This window comes from Candidatus Equadaptatus faecalis (assembly GCA_018065065.1).
Taxonomy (GTDB): domain Bacteria; phylum Synergistota; class Synergistia; order Synergistales; family Synergistaceae; genus Equadaptatus; species Equadaptatus faecalis.
Map to the genome: position 1 here is coordinate 13,512 of JAGHTZ010000074.1, position 15,690 is coordinate 29,201.

Consider the following 15,690-nt stretch of genomic DNA (forward strand, 5'->3'; position numbering starts at 1 on the left):
AAAACTTATTTCAGCGTTATAGTTTCTTCCGCTGTGCCCATAATATTGCATACCAGACGGATTTTAACACTATCACCCTGTTTGGCGTTAAGCAGAGTGACGGAATCGCTGAAACTCTTGTCCGAAGCCTGTTTGGTGTACTGTTTAAAGGCAATCTGTTCTCCTTTGCTGTTCATTACCACCATACTTAAAACATAATGCTTGGCGGTGTCGTTGACAAGGTGAGAAGCTTTAACCGTAAGTGTCTGCGCGGAGGCATTCCAAACCGCTTCAAGATTTTTGGGCGGATGGGCAAAAGCTGTTGCAGACGAAAAAAACGTAAATAAAAATATCGTTGCAGCAAGCAGGGTCTTCTTCATGGCAGAGTGCTCCTTTCATGCAGTGAACTGTATGTCTGCAATTATTATATCCTAAAAAACATTATAGCGGCAGAATATGTGGATTTTATGAAAATAAAAATTAGGTCTGCCTTTTATGAGATAAAAGTTCTATAATATCAGCGAGGTGAGTTAACGATGGCAAACCAGACCTGGAATCCTGAGAATTACAACAAAAGCGCCCGTTTTATCATTGAATTCGGCAGACCTGTAATAGAACTGCTTGCTCCGAAGCCGGGAGAAAGAATACTCGACCTTGGCTGCGGAACCGGAATTCTTGCAAAAGAACTTGCAGATGCTGGCTGCGAAATAGTCGGACTTGATTCAAGTCCCGAAATGGTTGAGGCTGCCAAACAGCTCGGAATAGACGCACGTCTTATAGAAGGTGTTGAGTTTGAAAGCCGTAAGAAATTTGAGGCGGTCATAAGCAATGCAGCACTGCACTGGATGCCTGACAAATATCTCGTTGTACGCAGGGTATGGCAGGCTCTGAAGCCCGGCGGCCGTTTTGCTGCTGAATGTGGCGGGGACGGTTGTCTCAGAATAGTGCGTGAAGGAATGAAAATCGCTCTTGCCAAACGCGGACTGGATTACAAGGCCAGAAATCCGTGGAAATTCTGCGAATATGCCGAATTCAGCGAAATACTTAAAGCGCAGGGCTTCAAGATAGAGTACATAGCCAGGATAGATAAACCGACGGAACTTGGGACAGACGGACTGAGAGGCTGGCTTAAGGTTTTTGCCAACAGCCATACGGAAGGTCTTGAAGAAGCGGACAAAGAAGCCTTCTATGACGAAGTTGAGGCTTACTGCAAACCAATGCTTTTCAAAAACGGCAAATGGTACGTAGATTACGTCAGGCTTCGCTTCCTTGCTGTCAAGCCGAAGAATAAAGACTGAACAACTGCAGTAAAACGCCCGCGTCAGCGGGCGTTTTTGATTTTAGCAGACGGCAGATGCTGACAATCAGGAAGAATTGGATTTACAAAAACTTTTGAGAATTTTAAAAAAATTACAAAAAAATTGACAGTTATATATTCTTTCTATATAATCATGAAAGTAAAACTTTGGAGGCGAACGCTATGTACGAAAAAAAACAGGTCGTTACTGGAAACGCTCCGTCACCAGCGGGACCGTATTCACAGGCAGTTGATTTTGGTGATTATATTTTTGTTGCCGGACAGCGTCCAATGGATCCTGTGACAGGCGAAATCAAACAGGAAATAAAGGCTGCAACGGAGCAGTGCATTAAAAATGTTCAGGCGATTCTAAAAGAGGCAGGCGCGGATCTTGAAGATATAGGCAAGACAACAGTTTTCCTTGCAGATATTAAGGATTTTGCGGCTATGAACGAGGTTTATACGGCTATGATGCCGAAGCCTTTCCCAGCAAGAAGCACAATACAGGTCGTTCTTCGCGGTATTCCTATTGAAATCGAAGCAATAGCCAAAAGGAAAAAATAATTGGGATATGAACAGCGTTGAGGAATACCTCCCTGTTTTAAAAAGCATCATTGAAGGGTTCGGCAAGCATTTCGGGGATAACGTTGAATTTGTTATACACGATTATGCCAAGGATTTTGATTCTACTATAGTCGCGATTTCAAACGGAAACGTTACCGGACGCAGCGTTGGTCAGTCAGGCACGAGCATCGGGCTTAAAATGCTGCAAGGACTTGAAAAGAGTGACGGACGCTTTAACTATTTCACCCAGACACATGACGGACGTTTTCTCCGTTCCAGTACCATATATCTCAAGAACGAAGAGGGAAAGGTTATTGGCGCCGTGTGCGTTAATATCGACATTACAACCATAGTTAATGCCGACAATGTGCTCAAAGGGCTGATAGGCATGGAACAGGAGGAAACAAAGACCGAGACAATAGTCTTTAACAAGGTTGAAGATCTCCTTATTTCAATGATTCACGAATCAATAGCCTATATAGGGACACCCGTAGCCCTTATGACGAAGCAGCAGAAGATTAACGGCATTAACTATCTTGCCCGCTGCGGTGCGCTGAGAATTAAAAGCGCAGGTGAAGAAATAGCAAAGCATTATGATATTTCCAAGTACACTATTTACAATTATCTCAATAAAGCAAACGAAGATAATTCTAAAGAGGAGTAATTGAAAATTTTTGAATTTCTAAAATTCTGAGGGGGGGACCAAAGGTGTTAAACCAGGAACTTATCAGCAAGGAATTTGATTTTCTTGGCGACGGAATATTTCTTAATGTTTCTCAAGTAGGCATGCCGCCTAAACGTGTTCAGGACGCATACCGCAGCTTTATGGACAATTATATTGCTTCTTACGGTATGGGTATGGTTCCGGCTGCGTGGGATATGGTTGCAGAGACAAGGGAACTTGTTGCTGAACTTGTGAACTGCGAACCGCACGAAGTAGGTTTTACAAAGAATACCTGCGAAGGTGTATCGATCCTTGCAAACGGCTATCCGCTCAAAGCAGAAGATAACGTAGTCATTGCTGACCAGGAGCATCAGTCAGTGCTTTTCCCGTGGATTAACATGCACGAGAAAATTGGCTTGAAGCTGAACGTAGTCAAAAGTATTGACGGCAATATCCGCACGCAGGATATGCTTGACGCGATTGATGAGAATACAAAAATTCTTATCGTATCATCGGCCCAGTTCAGCACAGGATTCCGTGCGGATTTGAAGACGCTTGGCGATGAATGTAAAAAACGCGGCATAATTTTTGCTGTTGACGGCATACAGACGTTGGGCCGTTACGTCATGGATGTTAAGGAATTCAATATAGACTACCTTGTTGCAGGCACGAACAAAGGCTTGTTCGGTACGCTTGGCGCCGGTTTTGTCTATTGCAGCGACAGAATAGTGAAAGACATTATTCCGCCGTATGCCGGTTATCAGAGCACAATGAGCCACGTTGCGCCTCCTTCGGTTACCACCAATTTTGAAACACTTGAATGGTATCCGAATGCGCGCCGTTTTGAATCCGGAAATCTCAGCTACAACTGCATATATGCGATTAACAAAGGAATTTCATTCCTGCTTGAACTGGGTGTTGAAAATATACAGAAACAGATTGAAGAGCTTGAGGAAGACCTGCGCAATCGGCTTGAAGGGATCAGCCTGCACGTTGTAACGCCGGAATCGGCACAGCACCGTTCCGGAATAATCTGTGTGTACTATCCTGCAAACAAAGACGATGAGGCAGACAAAATTCTGAAAAGCAAAAAGATTTACTGTACAATGCGCGGCGGATATATCCGTATAGGTTTGGATTTCTACAACACTAAAGAACAAATGGCTGTAGTTGCAGACGCCTTGTATGAGGTTGCTGCACTCAAATAAACAAAAAGCACCAAAAATCAGAGAGGAGAGTTCACATGAGTATTTGCGAAAGCTACCACAAAGTCCCGTTGCTTAAGAAACTGCTTGCAGCAATGGTACTAGGCATCATTCTCGGAGTCATCTTCGGAGAACAGGTCACCGTAATCAAGCCGCTTGGAAAGATATTCCTTAATCTGTTGAAAATGGCAGCGCTGCCGTTGATTGTTGTCAACCTTGTGGCGGGTATATCTTCACTTCAGGATCCGAAGATTTTCGGACGTGTTGGTCTTAAAATTATGCTTTACTATACCTTTACGACAATTTGTGCAATTTGCGTAGGTATAGGAACGGCCGTAGCGCTTAAACCGGGGCTCGGCTTTGTTCTCCAGGGTGCTTATGACGGCGCTATAGCAAAAATACCGACATTTGGCGACACCATTATCGGACTTCTTCCGTCAAACCCGTTCTCAGCACTTGCAGAAGGCCGCTTTGACCAGATAGTTGTATTTTCGGCATTCCTGGGTGTAGCAATTCTTTTCCTCAACAAAGAGGACAGGGAAGAACTTAATCACGCTTTTACAACTCTTGCAAGCCTCTTTAACAAACTTGTCGGAATAATTATGGGATACGCCCCGATCGGTATTTGTGCGCTTATGGCGTGCACTGTCGGCGTTTACGGCAAACAGCTGTTCGGATTCCTTGCCAAATATCTCGGTGCTTCCTACATTTCAGTACTTGTAATGGTCGGCGTCTATACTGTACTTTTGGCTATCTTTACGAAAAAATCACCCGCAGCTTTCTACAGAAAGGCAGCTCCGATGATCGTTACCGCCCTTGGTACGAGCTCAAGCCTTGCAGTCGTTCCTATTTCCCTTGGCTGCGCTGATGACATGAATATTCCGCGTGGAATTTCAAGCTTTACAATTCCTCTCGGATCACAGGTCAATAAGGACGGAAACGGCATTATGCTCGCAATATCCTTCCTCTTTGCAGCCCAGGCAATAGGTGCTCCGCTTTCAGCAGGTATCCTTATTAAGGCTATCTTCCTTGCACTTATTCTTACAACCGGTGCCGGTGGAGTTCCGGGCGGTGGAATTGTCACCATCGCGATTATTATTGACGCGTTTGGACTTCCGGTAGAAGTTGTTGGTATAGTTGCCGGTATTTTTGCACTGATTGATGCTCCGTTTACGACAATGAACTGCCTCGGCGACCTTGTCGGAACCGCGATAGTCGCTTCCTCAGAAGCAGATGCATTTGAAAACTAAAAATTAAAGACATACGTCTCCTTAAACCAAAGAAAAGGGGCAGCTGCAGATTTGCGGTTGCCTCTTTTCGTTAATTTAGAATGAGAACAAAGTTCGCTTATAGTGAGCGGGCTTTGTTATATATTCAGGTGCAGGGTTCGCCGGGCAGCATTTTATTTGTTTGTGCCGTGTATAACGAACGCTGTTTCGACAAGCCTGCCGTCTTTCGTTTCGGCTTCTATGAAAAGTCCTTCCGGAGTTCTCCAGTAGGCTTTGCTGTCGATGTATACCAGTTTGTCGCTCATTTAATCACTCCTTTCCTACGTTGTGCCTGCCCTGAAGGCACGGTATGTATTGCGCACCAACGAAAAATATTACAACATTTGTGCTGTTTTGTCAAACGTAAAAAGTGCAACGTACAAAAAGAGAAAAAAGTGCAACGTACAAAAAGAGAGGGCTGTTGCCCTCTCAAAATATGCAATTACTGTGCAGTTTAGAGGAAAAAGCCTCTGAGCTTCAGATTCTCGGCGACTCTTTCAATCGCAACGCAGAATGCGGCGCGGCGCATGGTGACATCATGCGCAATAGCATATTTGAAAACGCGTTTGAAGTTGGATTCCATAATCTGCACAAGACGCAGGTTATACTCTTCTTCTGTCCAGAAATAACCGGCGAGATTCTGAGCCCATTCAAAATAGGAACCGATTACGCCGCCGCTGTTGGCAAGAAAGTCCGGAACAATGTGAATGCCGCGTTTGTCAAGTATTTTGTCTGCCTCTGGTGTTGTCGGACCGTTTGCGCCTTCGACAATGTATTTTGCTTTAATCAGCTTTGCGTTGTTTTCATTGATTACACCTTCAAGTGCGCAAGGACAAAGTACGAGACATTCCTGCGTGAGAATATCTTCGTTTGACATTTTAACAAGACCGAGCTGATCGTAACCTTCAAGAAGTTTGTTGTTCTCCTGAGCATAACGTACTGCGGCGGGCACATCTATGCCGTTTTCGCAATAATAACCGCCGGTAATATCGCTTATTCCCACAATTTTAGCTCCTGAATGGTGAAGGAAGAGTGCATTATTCATACCGACATTACCGAAGCCCTGAACGATAATTTTTGAATCTTTAAAGGTATCACCGCCTGCTTCGAGTACCTCTTTTACACATGTGTACACGCCAAGCCCTGTTGCCGAAGTGCGTCCTTCAGAGCCCCAGTAGGATACAGGTTTGCCGGTAAGCATTGCCGGCTCAAAACGTCCGTGAAGTTTGGATACCGTGTCAAGAATCCAAACCATTTCTTGACCGCCGGTGGCAACGTCAGGCGCCGGAATGTCATCCCATTCTCCTATAACTTTTGATATGCGTGCTGCAAAAGTGCGTGTCATGCGTTCGCGTTCATTTTTCGACAGAGTATTGGGATCAACTGAAATGCCACCCTTGCCTCCGCCGTAAGGAATTCCCGCAAGAGAACATTTCCATGTCATAAGCATTGCGAGTGCTTCGCATTCGTCAAGATCAACGCAGGGATGGAAGCGTATGCCGCCCTTTGACGGTCCGCAGGCTGTTGAATGCTGTACGCGGTAGCCGTCAAAAACTTTTACCGTTCCGTTGTCCATCTGGACAGGAACTGCAACCTTGACGGCACGTTCGGGACGGCAGAGGATTTCTATAAGTCCCTTGTCAAGTTTCATTTCTTCTGCTGCATCGTAGAAATTTTCGAGAGCAGTTTTCAAAAGTATGTTGCTGGAAGTACGTCTCTGAATTTTTGCCATTTGTATTCACCTCTCTGCTAAGCTCTTCTAAAGCTGGCTTAAATTTTGTGATAAAACATTTTACAGCCAAAATACACCAAATGTAAATATATTTTTTGCACTAAATTGATTTTTATTGGGCAAAAGTGAAATGAAATAATGAGAAGATATATAAAATTGACGACAGCTAAAAGTTAAGTTCTAAAATTTTGACGTCTGATGCCCTAAAACATTCCATTGATCCATACCAAAAAGACGGCGACGACAAATCCGGGAAGCATATTCATCGGACGAAGCCGTTTTATTTCCATCATATTCAGTGCTATGGCAATAAGCATAATTCCGCCAACGGACGTCATTTCTGTTATTGATTCCTGTGTCAGAAAAGGAGCAAGCTTGGCTGCTGCCAAGGTTAAAGTGCCCTGATAAAGAAATACGGGTATCGCTGAAAATATAACGCCGAACCCCATCGTGGCCGCGAAAGCGATATTTGTTATTCCGTCAATAATGCCTTTTGTCAGCAGGGTTGTCGGAAAACCGCCGAAACCTTCTTCCATTGCGCCGAGTACTGCCATTGAACCTGTACAGAAAAGGAGAGTGCAGCTTACGAAGCCCTTGGAGAAGCCTTCTCCGGAATCGCCCAGTCTTGTCTCTATATTGTTGCCGAGACGCTGGAAAAAGCCGTCAAGATCAACAGTTTCACCTATCAGCGCCCCAAGCGCCGTGCTGCAGACCATAATAAGCGGATGCTGTGATTTAATGGAATAACTTATTCCAAGAACCATAACGTAAATTTCAAGACCCGCAACAGGCATTTCAAGCAGGCGCAGAGGAATTTTCTTTTTTATCAGCAGACCGAGCAGGCCGCCGGCAATAATCATGCCTGCGTTTGCAAGAGAACCAAAAAGAGGTATACGGCTGAGTATTTCCATTAGAACTTGTCCTTAAAATCAGCTTCAATAATTACGATGTCTCTTTTTCTGGAGCTGAGGGGGAAATGCTGAGGATAGTTTTCAGTTGTCTCTTCGGTTATATGGATGGTGTGGTAGAGAAGTTTCATCACGCATTTATCTTTCAGTGCAAGAGCGGTACGCTGGATAAAAGCAACAGCAATGCGCTCATTATCAAAAATCTGAGCGCAAACGGTCTGCCCGTTCATGGTAATTTTTGCAATCCAGCTGTTGTTGTCCATAGTCTGCTCCTCCGAGGGAACTATTATAGCGCAAAATCCTGAATATGCAGACAGCCAAAGACAAAGTTAACTGCTTTGGCGGTACTGTTTATCTTTTGGTGATAAAATCCTTGATTTTGGTAAAGCTTTCTTCGCTGATAACGTGTTCTATACGGCAAGCGTCTTTTTCCGCTGTTTCTTCTTCAACGCCGAGCATTTCAAAAAAACGTTTCAGCAGGTTGTGTTTTTCATAAATCTTTTCCGCGAGGGCAAGCCCCGGGTCTGTCAGTTCCAGTTCAAGTTTTTTAGTGGTATGCAGGTAGCCTTTCTCGGTGAGTACCTTCACTGCACGGCATATGCTTGGTTTTGAGTAGCCGAAAAAATTTGCAATATCTACGGAGCGTACCTTCCCGTTGCGTTTTTTCAGTATAAGCACTGATTCGAGATAGTTCTCACCGGACTCGTTGTCTACCACTTTTCTCACCCCGTGTCTATTATAACCCAATTTTCGCGCTATTATAATTCCGTAAGGGATTTGAAGCAGAAAATTTTATGTCACATATTCTCTCTGCTGTATTCAAGAGGAGTTGTGCGTGCATCGGCTAGACAGAAAATCCGGCAGGCACAAAACAAATTGTGCGCTATTTAATAATTCTGCGGGTAATCAGAGGCTGATAACTATCAGAAAAGTGATATAATACAAACATGATTATTGATTTTCACACACACCTGTTTCCTGATGACGTTGCAGAATATGCGATGAGAAAACTTAGCGGCAGTTCTAAGGTGTCTTACGACTGTTTTCCCACACGGAGCGAGCTGCTGCAGACTATGGACGCAACAGGAATTGACAAATCCGTTGTACTGAATATAGCAACGAGAGAACATCAGCATAAAAATATACTAAGTTTTGCGCAGGAAATTAATTCTGAGCGGCTGATTTCTTTCGGGTCTGTTATGCCTGCGTCAGAGTCGGCACTGGACTGTGTCAGCAAAATACACGATGCCGGAATTAAAGGTCTGAAATTTCATCCTGCACTCCAGCGTTTCAAACCGGAAGACAAAAATAATTTTCCGGTCTATGACCTTGCACGCGCATTGGACTTAATTGTGCTGTTTCACGCCGGCTGGGACCCTACGTATGAGGACGAACTTTTCTGCCCGCCGCAGTCAATTATAGAAGTTGAGAAGAATTTCCCCGGACTGAAAATAGTTGCAGCTCACATGGGCGGGTTAAAGCTTGCGAAAGAGGTGCTTGAAGTTCTTGCAGGTCATAATGTTTATTTTGATACCGCATGGACGGCGGAACCGTGGATTGACAAACCGATGATGGAAAAACTGATTGTCAAACACGGAGCAGACAAGGTGCTGTTTGGCAGTGATTTTCCGTGGAACGATCCGTGGAGGGAGTTGACGCTGATAAGCTGTCTGAATCTTCCGAGCGAAGACAGAGATCTGATTTTAGGCGGCAATGCGGAAAGGCTGCTGAGCTTGTGAAAAATTAACAAAATAGAGACTTCTTTTAGTTTTTCTTGCTTTATCAGAAAGTTTATCTAAAGGCTTCGGGGTGAAGCGCCTTTGCAAAGGACAGGGCAATCTGTGCCATGCGCGGGCCGGGACGGAGATAAAGAGTGCCGCTGAATATGTGAATATTACCGTCAACTGCGGCTTTCACGCCGGCTAAAGAAGTCCACTGGCGTTTGAGATTGTTTTTGTCAAAAATTTTGTCGAGGTCAACCTTTTTAATGTCTGAATGATAAACGGATTTGTCCCCAACGACGTCGATAATTCTGTCAGGATTAAGCGACAGCAGGCCTTCGTAAGAAATCCGCTGATAGTTTGTAGCGCGTGATTTTACAATGTTTTTTCCGCCTGCGATTTCAAGCAGCTCGCTGTAAAAGGTTTCGTGTCCCGCCGCGTAGAAGCTGCGTATTCTCGGCTCCGACAGTTCCCTGGAAACGCATATTACAACAGACGGCTTCGGATATTTTGCCGTTTTTTTTCTTATTGTATCTAGATCTTTTTGTATGCCGCGGACGAGACTGTCTGCTTTTTTGTCTTCCCCGCATATTTTCCCCACGCTTTTGATTGAAGCCAAAACTTCCTGTATCGTTGCCTGTTTTATTACGGCATATTTTATCCCGGTCTGTTTCAGCCGGAGAATTAAAGAGTCCTGCAGGTCGGAAACAACGACTAAATCAACGCCGCCTGCAAGCAGCCGTTCAAGGTTTGTTCCGTTGAAGTAATCTCCCACGCATTTTTTTTGCTTCGCCTCCGGAGGCCAGTCGCAATAGGTGGTTACCCCGGCAATTTTGTTTCCCTGTCCCAGGGCAAACAGGATTTCGGTGCCGACCGGAGTGAGAGACACGATTTTCTTTGGGGCAGCATATGCAGGGCTCCAAAGGGCAAGCAGTATAAGAAGCACAGTTATAAATTTTTTCATGGCAGAATAATAATACAACATTTCTTCCTTTCTGAAACAAAAAGGCTCCGGATGTGCAGTTCCGGAGCCTCAGCCGGTTGGTGAGAAGATGTGTCAGCAAACATCCTTCTTTTTATAAACAGCGCCGGCACGCCGTTTATTTCTTAATCGTTTTTAAAATTCATGCTGCCAGCTGAATATTACGCGGCGTTCCGCGCCGAGATAGCCGGAAGCGTTTGTGTAATATTTTTTGTCAAACAGGTTGGTGCAGGCAAAACGCAGGGTTTCGTTTTTCCATTTGTAGTTCAGCGAAGCATTTACAAGGAAAATGCTTCCGTCGTCGACTTCAGGTGTTGCACGATAGGTAAATTCTCTGTCTGTGTAGAGGTGCCAGTTTATTTCCGCGTCAAAGTTTTTATTGTTGTAGTTCAGAAAGCCTGCAACGTCCCAGCGCGGGTCTGTCGAGCGGGTCCAGTCTGAACTGTTCTGTGCCTTTTCTTCTGCCCTTGTGTAGCTGAGCTGCTGGGCATAGCTCCAGTTTTTGGCGAAGTTCCAAGTGTATTTTCCTTCGGCTCCCCACGCGCGTTTTTCATTTATGTTTTTATATTGCGATATATAGGTTTCAGGGTCGTAATCAAAGACTATGGCATCGTCAAGCATTGTGTAAAAGACGTTGAAGGACCACGGATTTTTTGCAGATGCAGCCTTTGTGCCGAGTTCAAAACTCCAGCCTTTTTCCGGATTGAGTTCAGGATTCGGCGACACCCACATTGAAGTTTCACCCATAAGCTGGTAGAAGGTAGGCATGGAGAAGAAGCGTCCGGCAGATGCGTAGAACATGACGTCGTTTTTGTTTGCCCAGCTTAAGGCAATTCTCGGCAGCAGCTGATTTTCAGTTTCGCCGTTATTGACGTTCCAGTGGTCAAAACGCAGACCGAGGTCAAGATTGGCTTCGCCGAGCATAAGGTTTGCTTCAAGATACGGCGCTGTGTTTGTTCTTGCCAGGTCGTAATCCGCCGAAGGGTCAACGTAATTCTTATAATCGACCTTGTCCCTGCGTACGTCGGCACCCCAGACGAGCTTCCATTTGTCAAACAGCTCTTTTCTGTTGAACGTCAGGCCGAGAGATTCCGTGTCAAATTTATTGTAATAAAGTCCGCTTGGGTTCATTTCAAGCGGATAATCGTATTCCGCCTTGTTGTAAAACACGCGTCCTGTTGTGCGCGCATCCTTGTACTGAAGATTCAGGCGGGCGTATTTGTCTTTTCTGCCGATCTCGTTAAAACCTGTACCGTACCACGTATCGAAGCTGTCATAAGCTGATTCGGAATCTCCGAAGCTGCCTGAAAACGCCCATTTGCCTTTCTCGAGGCGTACAACGTAGTCGTTTCCGTAAAAGCTTTTCAATTTTGAGCCGTAGATGTCATAAACATGGTCGTCGTTTTCAACGGTTCTGCTGTAGCCTACCGTGCCGACAAGTCCGTCTTCCGCAACGGTTCCGCGGAAGCTTCCCCTGAAATATCCGCCGTTTCCGCCTTCTGTTTTAAGATATGCCGAGGTTTTTTCCGCGCCTTTCTTTGTTATAACGTTGATGACGGCGCCTCCGGCGTCTGAGCCGTAAAGCGCCGAGCCTGCGCCCTTTACGATTTCAATACGCTCAATACTTTCAAGAGGTATAGTGTTCAGGTTAGGAGCGCCCATTTCGCCTGCACCGTGCAGCGGGTTTGTGTACTGCACGCCGTCGACAAGCACGGAAACTTCTGTTGTAAAACCGCGCACCGAAACGCTTCTCTGGAAAGCGAGCCCGTTGTTGTTCACAAGCGAACTGACGCCTGGAACGCGGGCAAGAGCATCAGCTAAATTAGTCGCGCCTGACTGTGCAATTTCTTTGTCTGTAAGCACATACGTCTGTGCCGGAACGTCGGCGATGCTGTCAGCCACGCGCGAACCTGTAACTTCGACCGCACTGAGCTGCTGAACCTTTGCCGCTTTGCCGCCGTCGGCTGAAGCCGGCACCGAAACACACAGCAAGGCTGTCAGCAGCATGAAAACCAGAAGACTTCTTTTCATTGTGAAACACTCCTTTAATATTTCAACAGCCGGTTCTGCGTCATCGCCAACAAACAAAAACTCCCGCTTCGCCGCGGGAGTCATAATATACGTTCTTCTACGCACGTCACGTGCGCACAAAAAATTGCCGTATCTCGCCCTCGCGATACCTTGCACAGATTTGAGGGAGGTCTTCTGGCTTCCGTTCATCCTCCGGCGTTCCTTCTCACCTTTCGGCAATGGAGCTGCACGCCTTCGTCCCGGTTACAGCAGCGGGGCTGCTCAGGTCTTGCACCTGATTCCCTGTCCAAAAATCTTTGAACACTATTCTGTTGTGGCTAAGAGTATAAAACAAAACCCTGAAAATTGCAACAGGAAATTTTACAAATTCCTTTCCGCCTTGAATTTTCGCAGTATTTCTATGGATTTGTCGTAGTCGGCTTCAAAAACTTCAAGGTCCATTATGCGATCCGTTCCGTCGGCAAGGCGTCGGAATATCCATTCCAGTAAATTCTGATCGTAGTAGCTTAAATCAACGTGGTCGGTTAAATCAGGCTTTACGCCGTGAAGATGCAGTATTCTCGTGTAAGGCAGGAATTTTTCAACGTTAGCCTTCACGTCCTCCTGCACGTGAACGAGATGTCCGAGATCGAGGCAGATTGAAAAACCTGCCTCTTTTACCGTTTCTATTATATAGTCGAGACTGAAATCAAGATTTTCCGCGCAGATTTTCCACGGTTCGTCCGTTGCAGAGGCAAGCCTGAGCGAGGATTTGCGCGTGGCTTCGTAGAACCAATCCATATCATTGCTTGGTACGGGACCGAAAAGTTCTCCGTGCAGATGAAGTACCCACGCGTACGGGTCAAGGTCACGAAAAAGTTCCATGGTGCGGAGGCATTTGTCTTCGCAGAGTGTTCTGCCTTCAGGTGACGTTTCAAAACTGACGTTGGTCGAGAAATGCACGCAGCAGCTCATACCGAGTTCTTCACGCAGGCCGCGCAGCCGTTTTACGTCATCCTTTGAGGGAATATTGCACCCGTATTTGTTGTCCCAAAGGACAATCTCCATGTCGTCAACATCGGCAGACAGTTTTTTCATGTTGTCAGAAAAAGAACCGCCGCCGGGAAGCACCCAGGATGTTCCGCCGAGTTTTACGTTGGTGAAGCGCAGTCTGCCTGTTTCCATTAAAAGTCGAAGTTTTTCAAAAGGGTTTCGTCTTCAGCTTTGGCGAACAGACTGCCGAGAACAAATGCAATTACGGAAACTGAAAGAGAGGGGACAATGGCAGTTGTTCCGCAGACGGATACTTTCGTTATTGTAAAGAAGAAGAACGCGGCACAGCCGGTCAGCATTGAGAGCACGGCGCCGGAAGCATTTGCCTTCCGCCAGTAAAGACCGAAAAGAATCGGGCAGAAGAAAACAGCCTCAAGTCCTCCGAAAGCGAACAGATTTATCCAGACAAGCAATGCCGGAGGCTGCATGGCGGCGAAGAAAACAATAATTCCGATAAATGCGGTTACGGAAAAGCTCATTCGGCGCAGGGAGGCTGGTGTGACGCGCGAAGCGTCATTCTTCGCCGCATAGTGAAAATACAAGTCTTTGACTATGGCTGCCGAGCACATAATCAGCATGGAATCTATCGTTGACATAATAGCCGCCAAAGGTCCGGCAATGAAAATCCCGGCCCAGAACGGCGGCATAAGTTTAATCGTAAGCGTTGAAATTGCGAGGTCGCCTATTTCAATTCCGGGCATAACGGCGCGCCCCATAGCTCCTGCCAAATGCATTGCAAGCATCGGAAACCCGACGGCGAGAGTTCCGATTACCATTGCGCGGTGAAGGGAACGGCTGTCTTTAAAGCCGAGGCATTTCTGTGTGGTTTGCGGCAGACCGAGAATTCCGAAGCCGACAAGTACCCAGAAGGAAAGCATATAAGGAAGCGGTATTGCGTTGCCTGCCCCGTACGGTGTGAGCAGCGCCGGATCAGTTTTGTAAAGAGTGTCCATAATCTTCGCAACGCCGCCGCCTGCCTTGGAAACAGCAAAAAGCACTGCAAAAGATGCAATCAGCATCATAAAGCCCTGAATGAGGTCAGTCAGAACAACTGCGCGGAAACCGCCTACGGTTGTGTAAAGAATTACCGTTATGCCGAAAATGATAAGCCCAGTGCGGTAGGAATAACCTGTTATTGACTCAAAAAGACGCGCTCCGCCGATAAACTGGGCAAGCATTGACGCCATAAAGAATACGAGCAGAGCCGCGGAAGAAAGAATAACGACTGCGTCGCTGTTGTATCTTGCGCGGAGAAAATCGGTAATCGTGACGGCGTTTGTACGGCGGGAAATGATTGCGAAGCGTTTGCCGAGAACACCGAGCGTCAGAAATGCCGTAGGAACCTGTATCATTGAAAGAAGTATCCAGCCAAGTCCCACGTTGTAGGCTACTCCGGGACCGCCTATAAACGAACTCGCGCTTGTGTAGGCGGTGATAATCGACATTGCGAGCACAAGCCCGCCCATTGAGCGTCCGCCTATGAAATATTCCTTCATAAAGCTGTCGGCGTCGCCTGATTTTTCAGATTTGCGGCTGCCCCATACGGCAATTCCCAAAACAAGCAGGAGATAGCAGACAAGAGGGAAAAATATGTTATTCATCTGATTTGTCCTCCCCGTCAAAAGGCACGTCCGTAAAGAAAAATTTTACGCACAGCCACAAAAGCGCGGAAATTCCGAGATAGCCTGCAATACAGCTGAGGAAGAACCAGCGGGGGACCCCGAAGACGTAACGGTATTTTGACGGGTCGCGTTCGGTGCAGTATGCAGTTACATACCACCATGCGAAGAAAAGCAGATATAACAGCAGCGTTACTGCCGTTTCCCTGCGCAATATTCTGCCCGTGTCAGAATGCTTCATTAAAAAACCTCCTCGTCAAGCTGCCGGATTAGTTGTCCTCTGTTATTTTTCACAGATTATACTATAATTTACATGCGATTTATCTGCAAACTGAAACAAAACGGAGGGATACATTATGGAAGCGTTAAAGAAAGTTGCGGCAATACTTGAAACAAGAGGTTTCAAAACACAGGTGGCGGAAACAAAAGAAGAAGCTGTAAAATTCGCACTTGAACTTATTCCTGCGGAATGTTCCGTGGGTATACCAGGGACAATGAGCGTGCGCGAGGCGGGTTTGTATGCAGCTTTCAAGGAAAGGGGCAGCAGGGTTATCGACCACTGGGAATCCAAGGCAGATTACGCAACGCCGACGGAAAACAGACTTGCTGAATTTAACGCTGACTGGATAGTCACCAGCGCAAACGGACTTTCAGCCGAAGACGGAGCGATTGTAAATATTGACGGTTC

Annotated in this window: 17 protein-coding genes and 1 riboswitch; of the genes, 7 read left to right on the plus strand and 10 right to left on the minus strand. The window is 46.1% G+C overall.

Annotated features, from left to right (window positions below):
- Window positions 1-5: 5 nt before the first annotated feature.
- Complete coding sequence (locus tag KBS54_05925; protein MBQ0055662.1) at window positions 6-359, minus strand: hypothetical protein; 354 nt, start codon at window positions 357-359, stop codon at window positions 6-8.
- A 156-nt stretch (window positions 360-515) separates the two neighbouring features.
- On the opposite strand from KBS54_05925, the gene KBS54_05930 reads away from it, so the two are divergent.
- From KBS54_05930 to KBS54_05950, 5 genes are all read left to right on the plus strand, one after another.
- Window positions 516-1,277 carry a methyltransferase domain-containing protein gene (locus tag KBS54_05930; GenBank protein ID MBQ0055663.1) on the plus strand — a complete coding sequence of 254 codons (762 nt, stop codon included), beginning with the start codon at window positions 516-518 and terminating at the stop codon, window positions 1,275-1,277.
- Between the two features lie 182 nt (window positions 1,278-1,459).
- On the plus strand, window positions 1,460-1,840 hold the full coding sequence (locus KBS54_05935) for a Rid family detoxifying hydrolase (protein ID MBQ0055664.1): 381 nt from the start codon (window positions 1,460-1,462) through the stop codon (window positions 1,838-1,840).
- 7 nt (window positions 1,841-1,847) lie between these two features.
- The gene (locus KBS54_05940) at window positions 1,848-2,504 is read left to right on the plus strand and encodes a transcriptional regulator (GenBank protein ID MBQ0055665.1); all 657 of its coding nucleotides are present in this window, start codon (window positions 1,848-1,850) and stop codon (window positions 2,502-2,504) included.
- 44 nt (window positions 2,505-2,548) lie between these two features.
- The gene (locus KBS54_05945) at window positions 2,549-3,712 is read left to right on the plus strand and encodes an aminotransferase class V-fold PLP-dependent enzyme (protein ID MBQ0055666.1); all 1,164 of its coding nucleotides are present in this window, start codon (window positions 2,549-2,551) and stop codon (window positions 3,710-3,712) included.
- A 35-nt stretch (window positions 3,713-3,747) separates the two neighbouring features.
- On the plus strand, window positions 3,748-4,959 hold the full coding sequence (locus KBS54_05950; protein MBQ0055667.1) for a dicarboxylate/amino acid:cation symporter: 1,212 nt from the start codon (window positions 3,748-3,750) through the stop codon (window positions 4,957-4,959).
- 472 nt (window positions 4,960-5,431) lie between these two features.
- Here KBS54_05950 and KBS54_05955 read toward each other — a convergent pair whose 3' ends face one another.
- From KBS54_05955 to KBS54_05970, 4 genes are all read right to left on the minus strand, one after another.
- Window positions 5,432-6,709 carry a Glu/Leu/Phe/Val dehydrogenase gene (locus tag KBS54_05955; protein MBQ0055668.1) on the minus strand — a complete coding sequence of 426 codons (1,278 nt, stop codon included), beginning with the start codon at window positions 6,707-6,709 and terminating at the stop codon, window positions 5,432-5,434.
- Between the two features lie 203 nt (window positions 6,710-6,912).
- On the minus strand, window positions 6,913-7,620 hold the full coding sequence (locus KBS54_05960) for a DUF554 domain-containing protein (GenBank protein ID MBQ0055669.1): 708 nt from the start codon (window positions 7,618-7,620) through the stop codon (window positions 6,913-6,915).
- Complete coding sequence (locus KBS54_05965) at window positions 7,620-7,880, minus strand: hypothetical protein (GenBank protein ID MBQ0055670.1); 261 nt, start codon at window positions 7,878-7,880, stop codon at window positions 7,620-7,622. Before KBS54_05965 ends, KBS54_05960 begins: the two co-directional genes overlap by 1 nt.
- A gap of 88 nt (window positions 7,881-7,968) precedes the next feature.
- Window positions 7,969-8,334, minus strand: a complete 366-nt coding sequence (locus KBS54_05970; protein ID MBQ0055671.1) for a metal-dependent transcriptional regulator — start codon at window positions 8,332-8,334, stop codon at window positions 7,969-7,971.
- A gap of 230 nt (window positions 8,335-8,564) precedes the next feature.
- Here KBS54_05970 and KBS54_05975 point away from each other — a divergent pair, with 230 nt between their 5' ends.
- Window positions 8,565-9,356 (plus strand): amidohydrolase family protein, encoded by a 792-nt coding sequence (locus tag KBS54_05975; GenBank protein MBQ0055672.1) that lies wholly within the window; start codon window positions 8,565-8,567, stop codon window positions 9,354-9,356.
- Window positions 9,357-9,408: 52 nt separating this feature from the next.
- Here the strand turns inward: KBS54_05975 and KBS54_05980 are convergent, their stop codons facing one another.
- The 5 genes from KBS54_05980 to KBS54_06000 all read right to left on the minus strand — a co-directional run bounded on the left by KBS54_05980 (window position 9,409) and on the right by KBS54_06000 (window position 15,243).
- Window positions 9,409-10,302 (minus strand): ABC transporter substrate-binding protein, encoded by an 894-nt coding sequence (locus tag KBS54_05980; protein ID MBQ0055673.1) that lies wholly within the window; start codon window positions 10,300-10,302, stop codon window positions 9,409-9,411.
- Between the two features lie 153 nt (window positions 10,303-10,455).
- The gene (locus KBS54_05985) at window positions 10,456-12,351 is read right to left on the minus strand and encodes a TonB-dependent receptor (GenBank protein ID MBQ0055674.1); all 1,896 of its coding nucleotides are present in this window, start codon (window positions 12,349-12,351) and stop codon (window positions 10,456-10,458) included.
- Window positions 12,352-12,497: 146 nt separating this feature from the next.
- Window positions 12,498-12,679, minus strand: a riboswitch (cobalamin riboswitch).
- A 32-nt stretch (window positions 12,680-12,711) separates the two neighbouring features.
- Window positions 12,712-13,515 (minus strand): TIM barrel protein, encoded by an 804-nt coding sequence (locus KBS54_05990; GenBank protein ID MBQ0055675.1) that lies wholly within the window; start codon window positions 13,513-13,515, stop codon window positions 12,712-12,714.
- Complete coding sequence (gene panF / locus KBS54_05995) at window positions 13,515-14,984, minus strand: sodium/pantothenate symporter (protein ID MBQ0055676.1); 1,470 nt, start codon at window positions 14,982-14,984, stop codon at window positions 13,515-13,517. Before panF ends, KBS54_05990 begins: the two co-directional genes overlap by 1 nt.
- Window positions 14,977-15,243, minus strand: a complete 267-nt coding sequence (locus KBS54_06000) for a YhdT family protein (protein MBQ0055677.1) — start codon at window positions 15,241-15,243, stop codon at window positions 14,977-14,979. The genes panF and KBS54_06000 overlap by 8 nt, the downstream gene beginning before the upstream one ends.
- A gap of 115 nt (window positions 15,244-15,358) precedes the next feature.
- On the opposite strand from KBS54_06000, the gene KBS54_06005 reads away from it, so the two are divergent.
- Window positions 15,359-15,690 (plus strand): LUD domain-containing protein (locus KBS54_06005; GenBank protein MBQ0055678.1); only part of this gene is annotated, 332 nt, incomplete at its 3' end.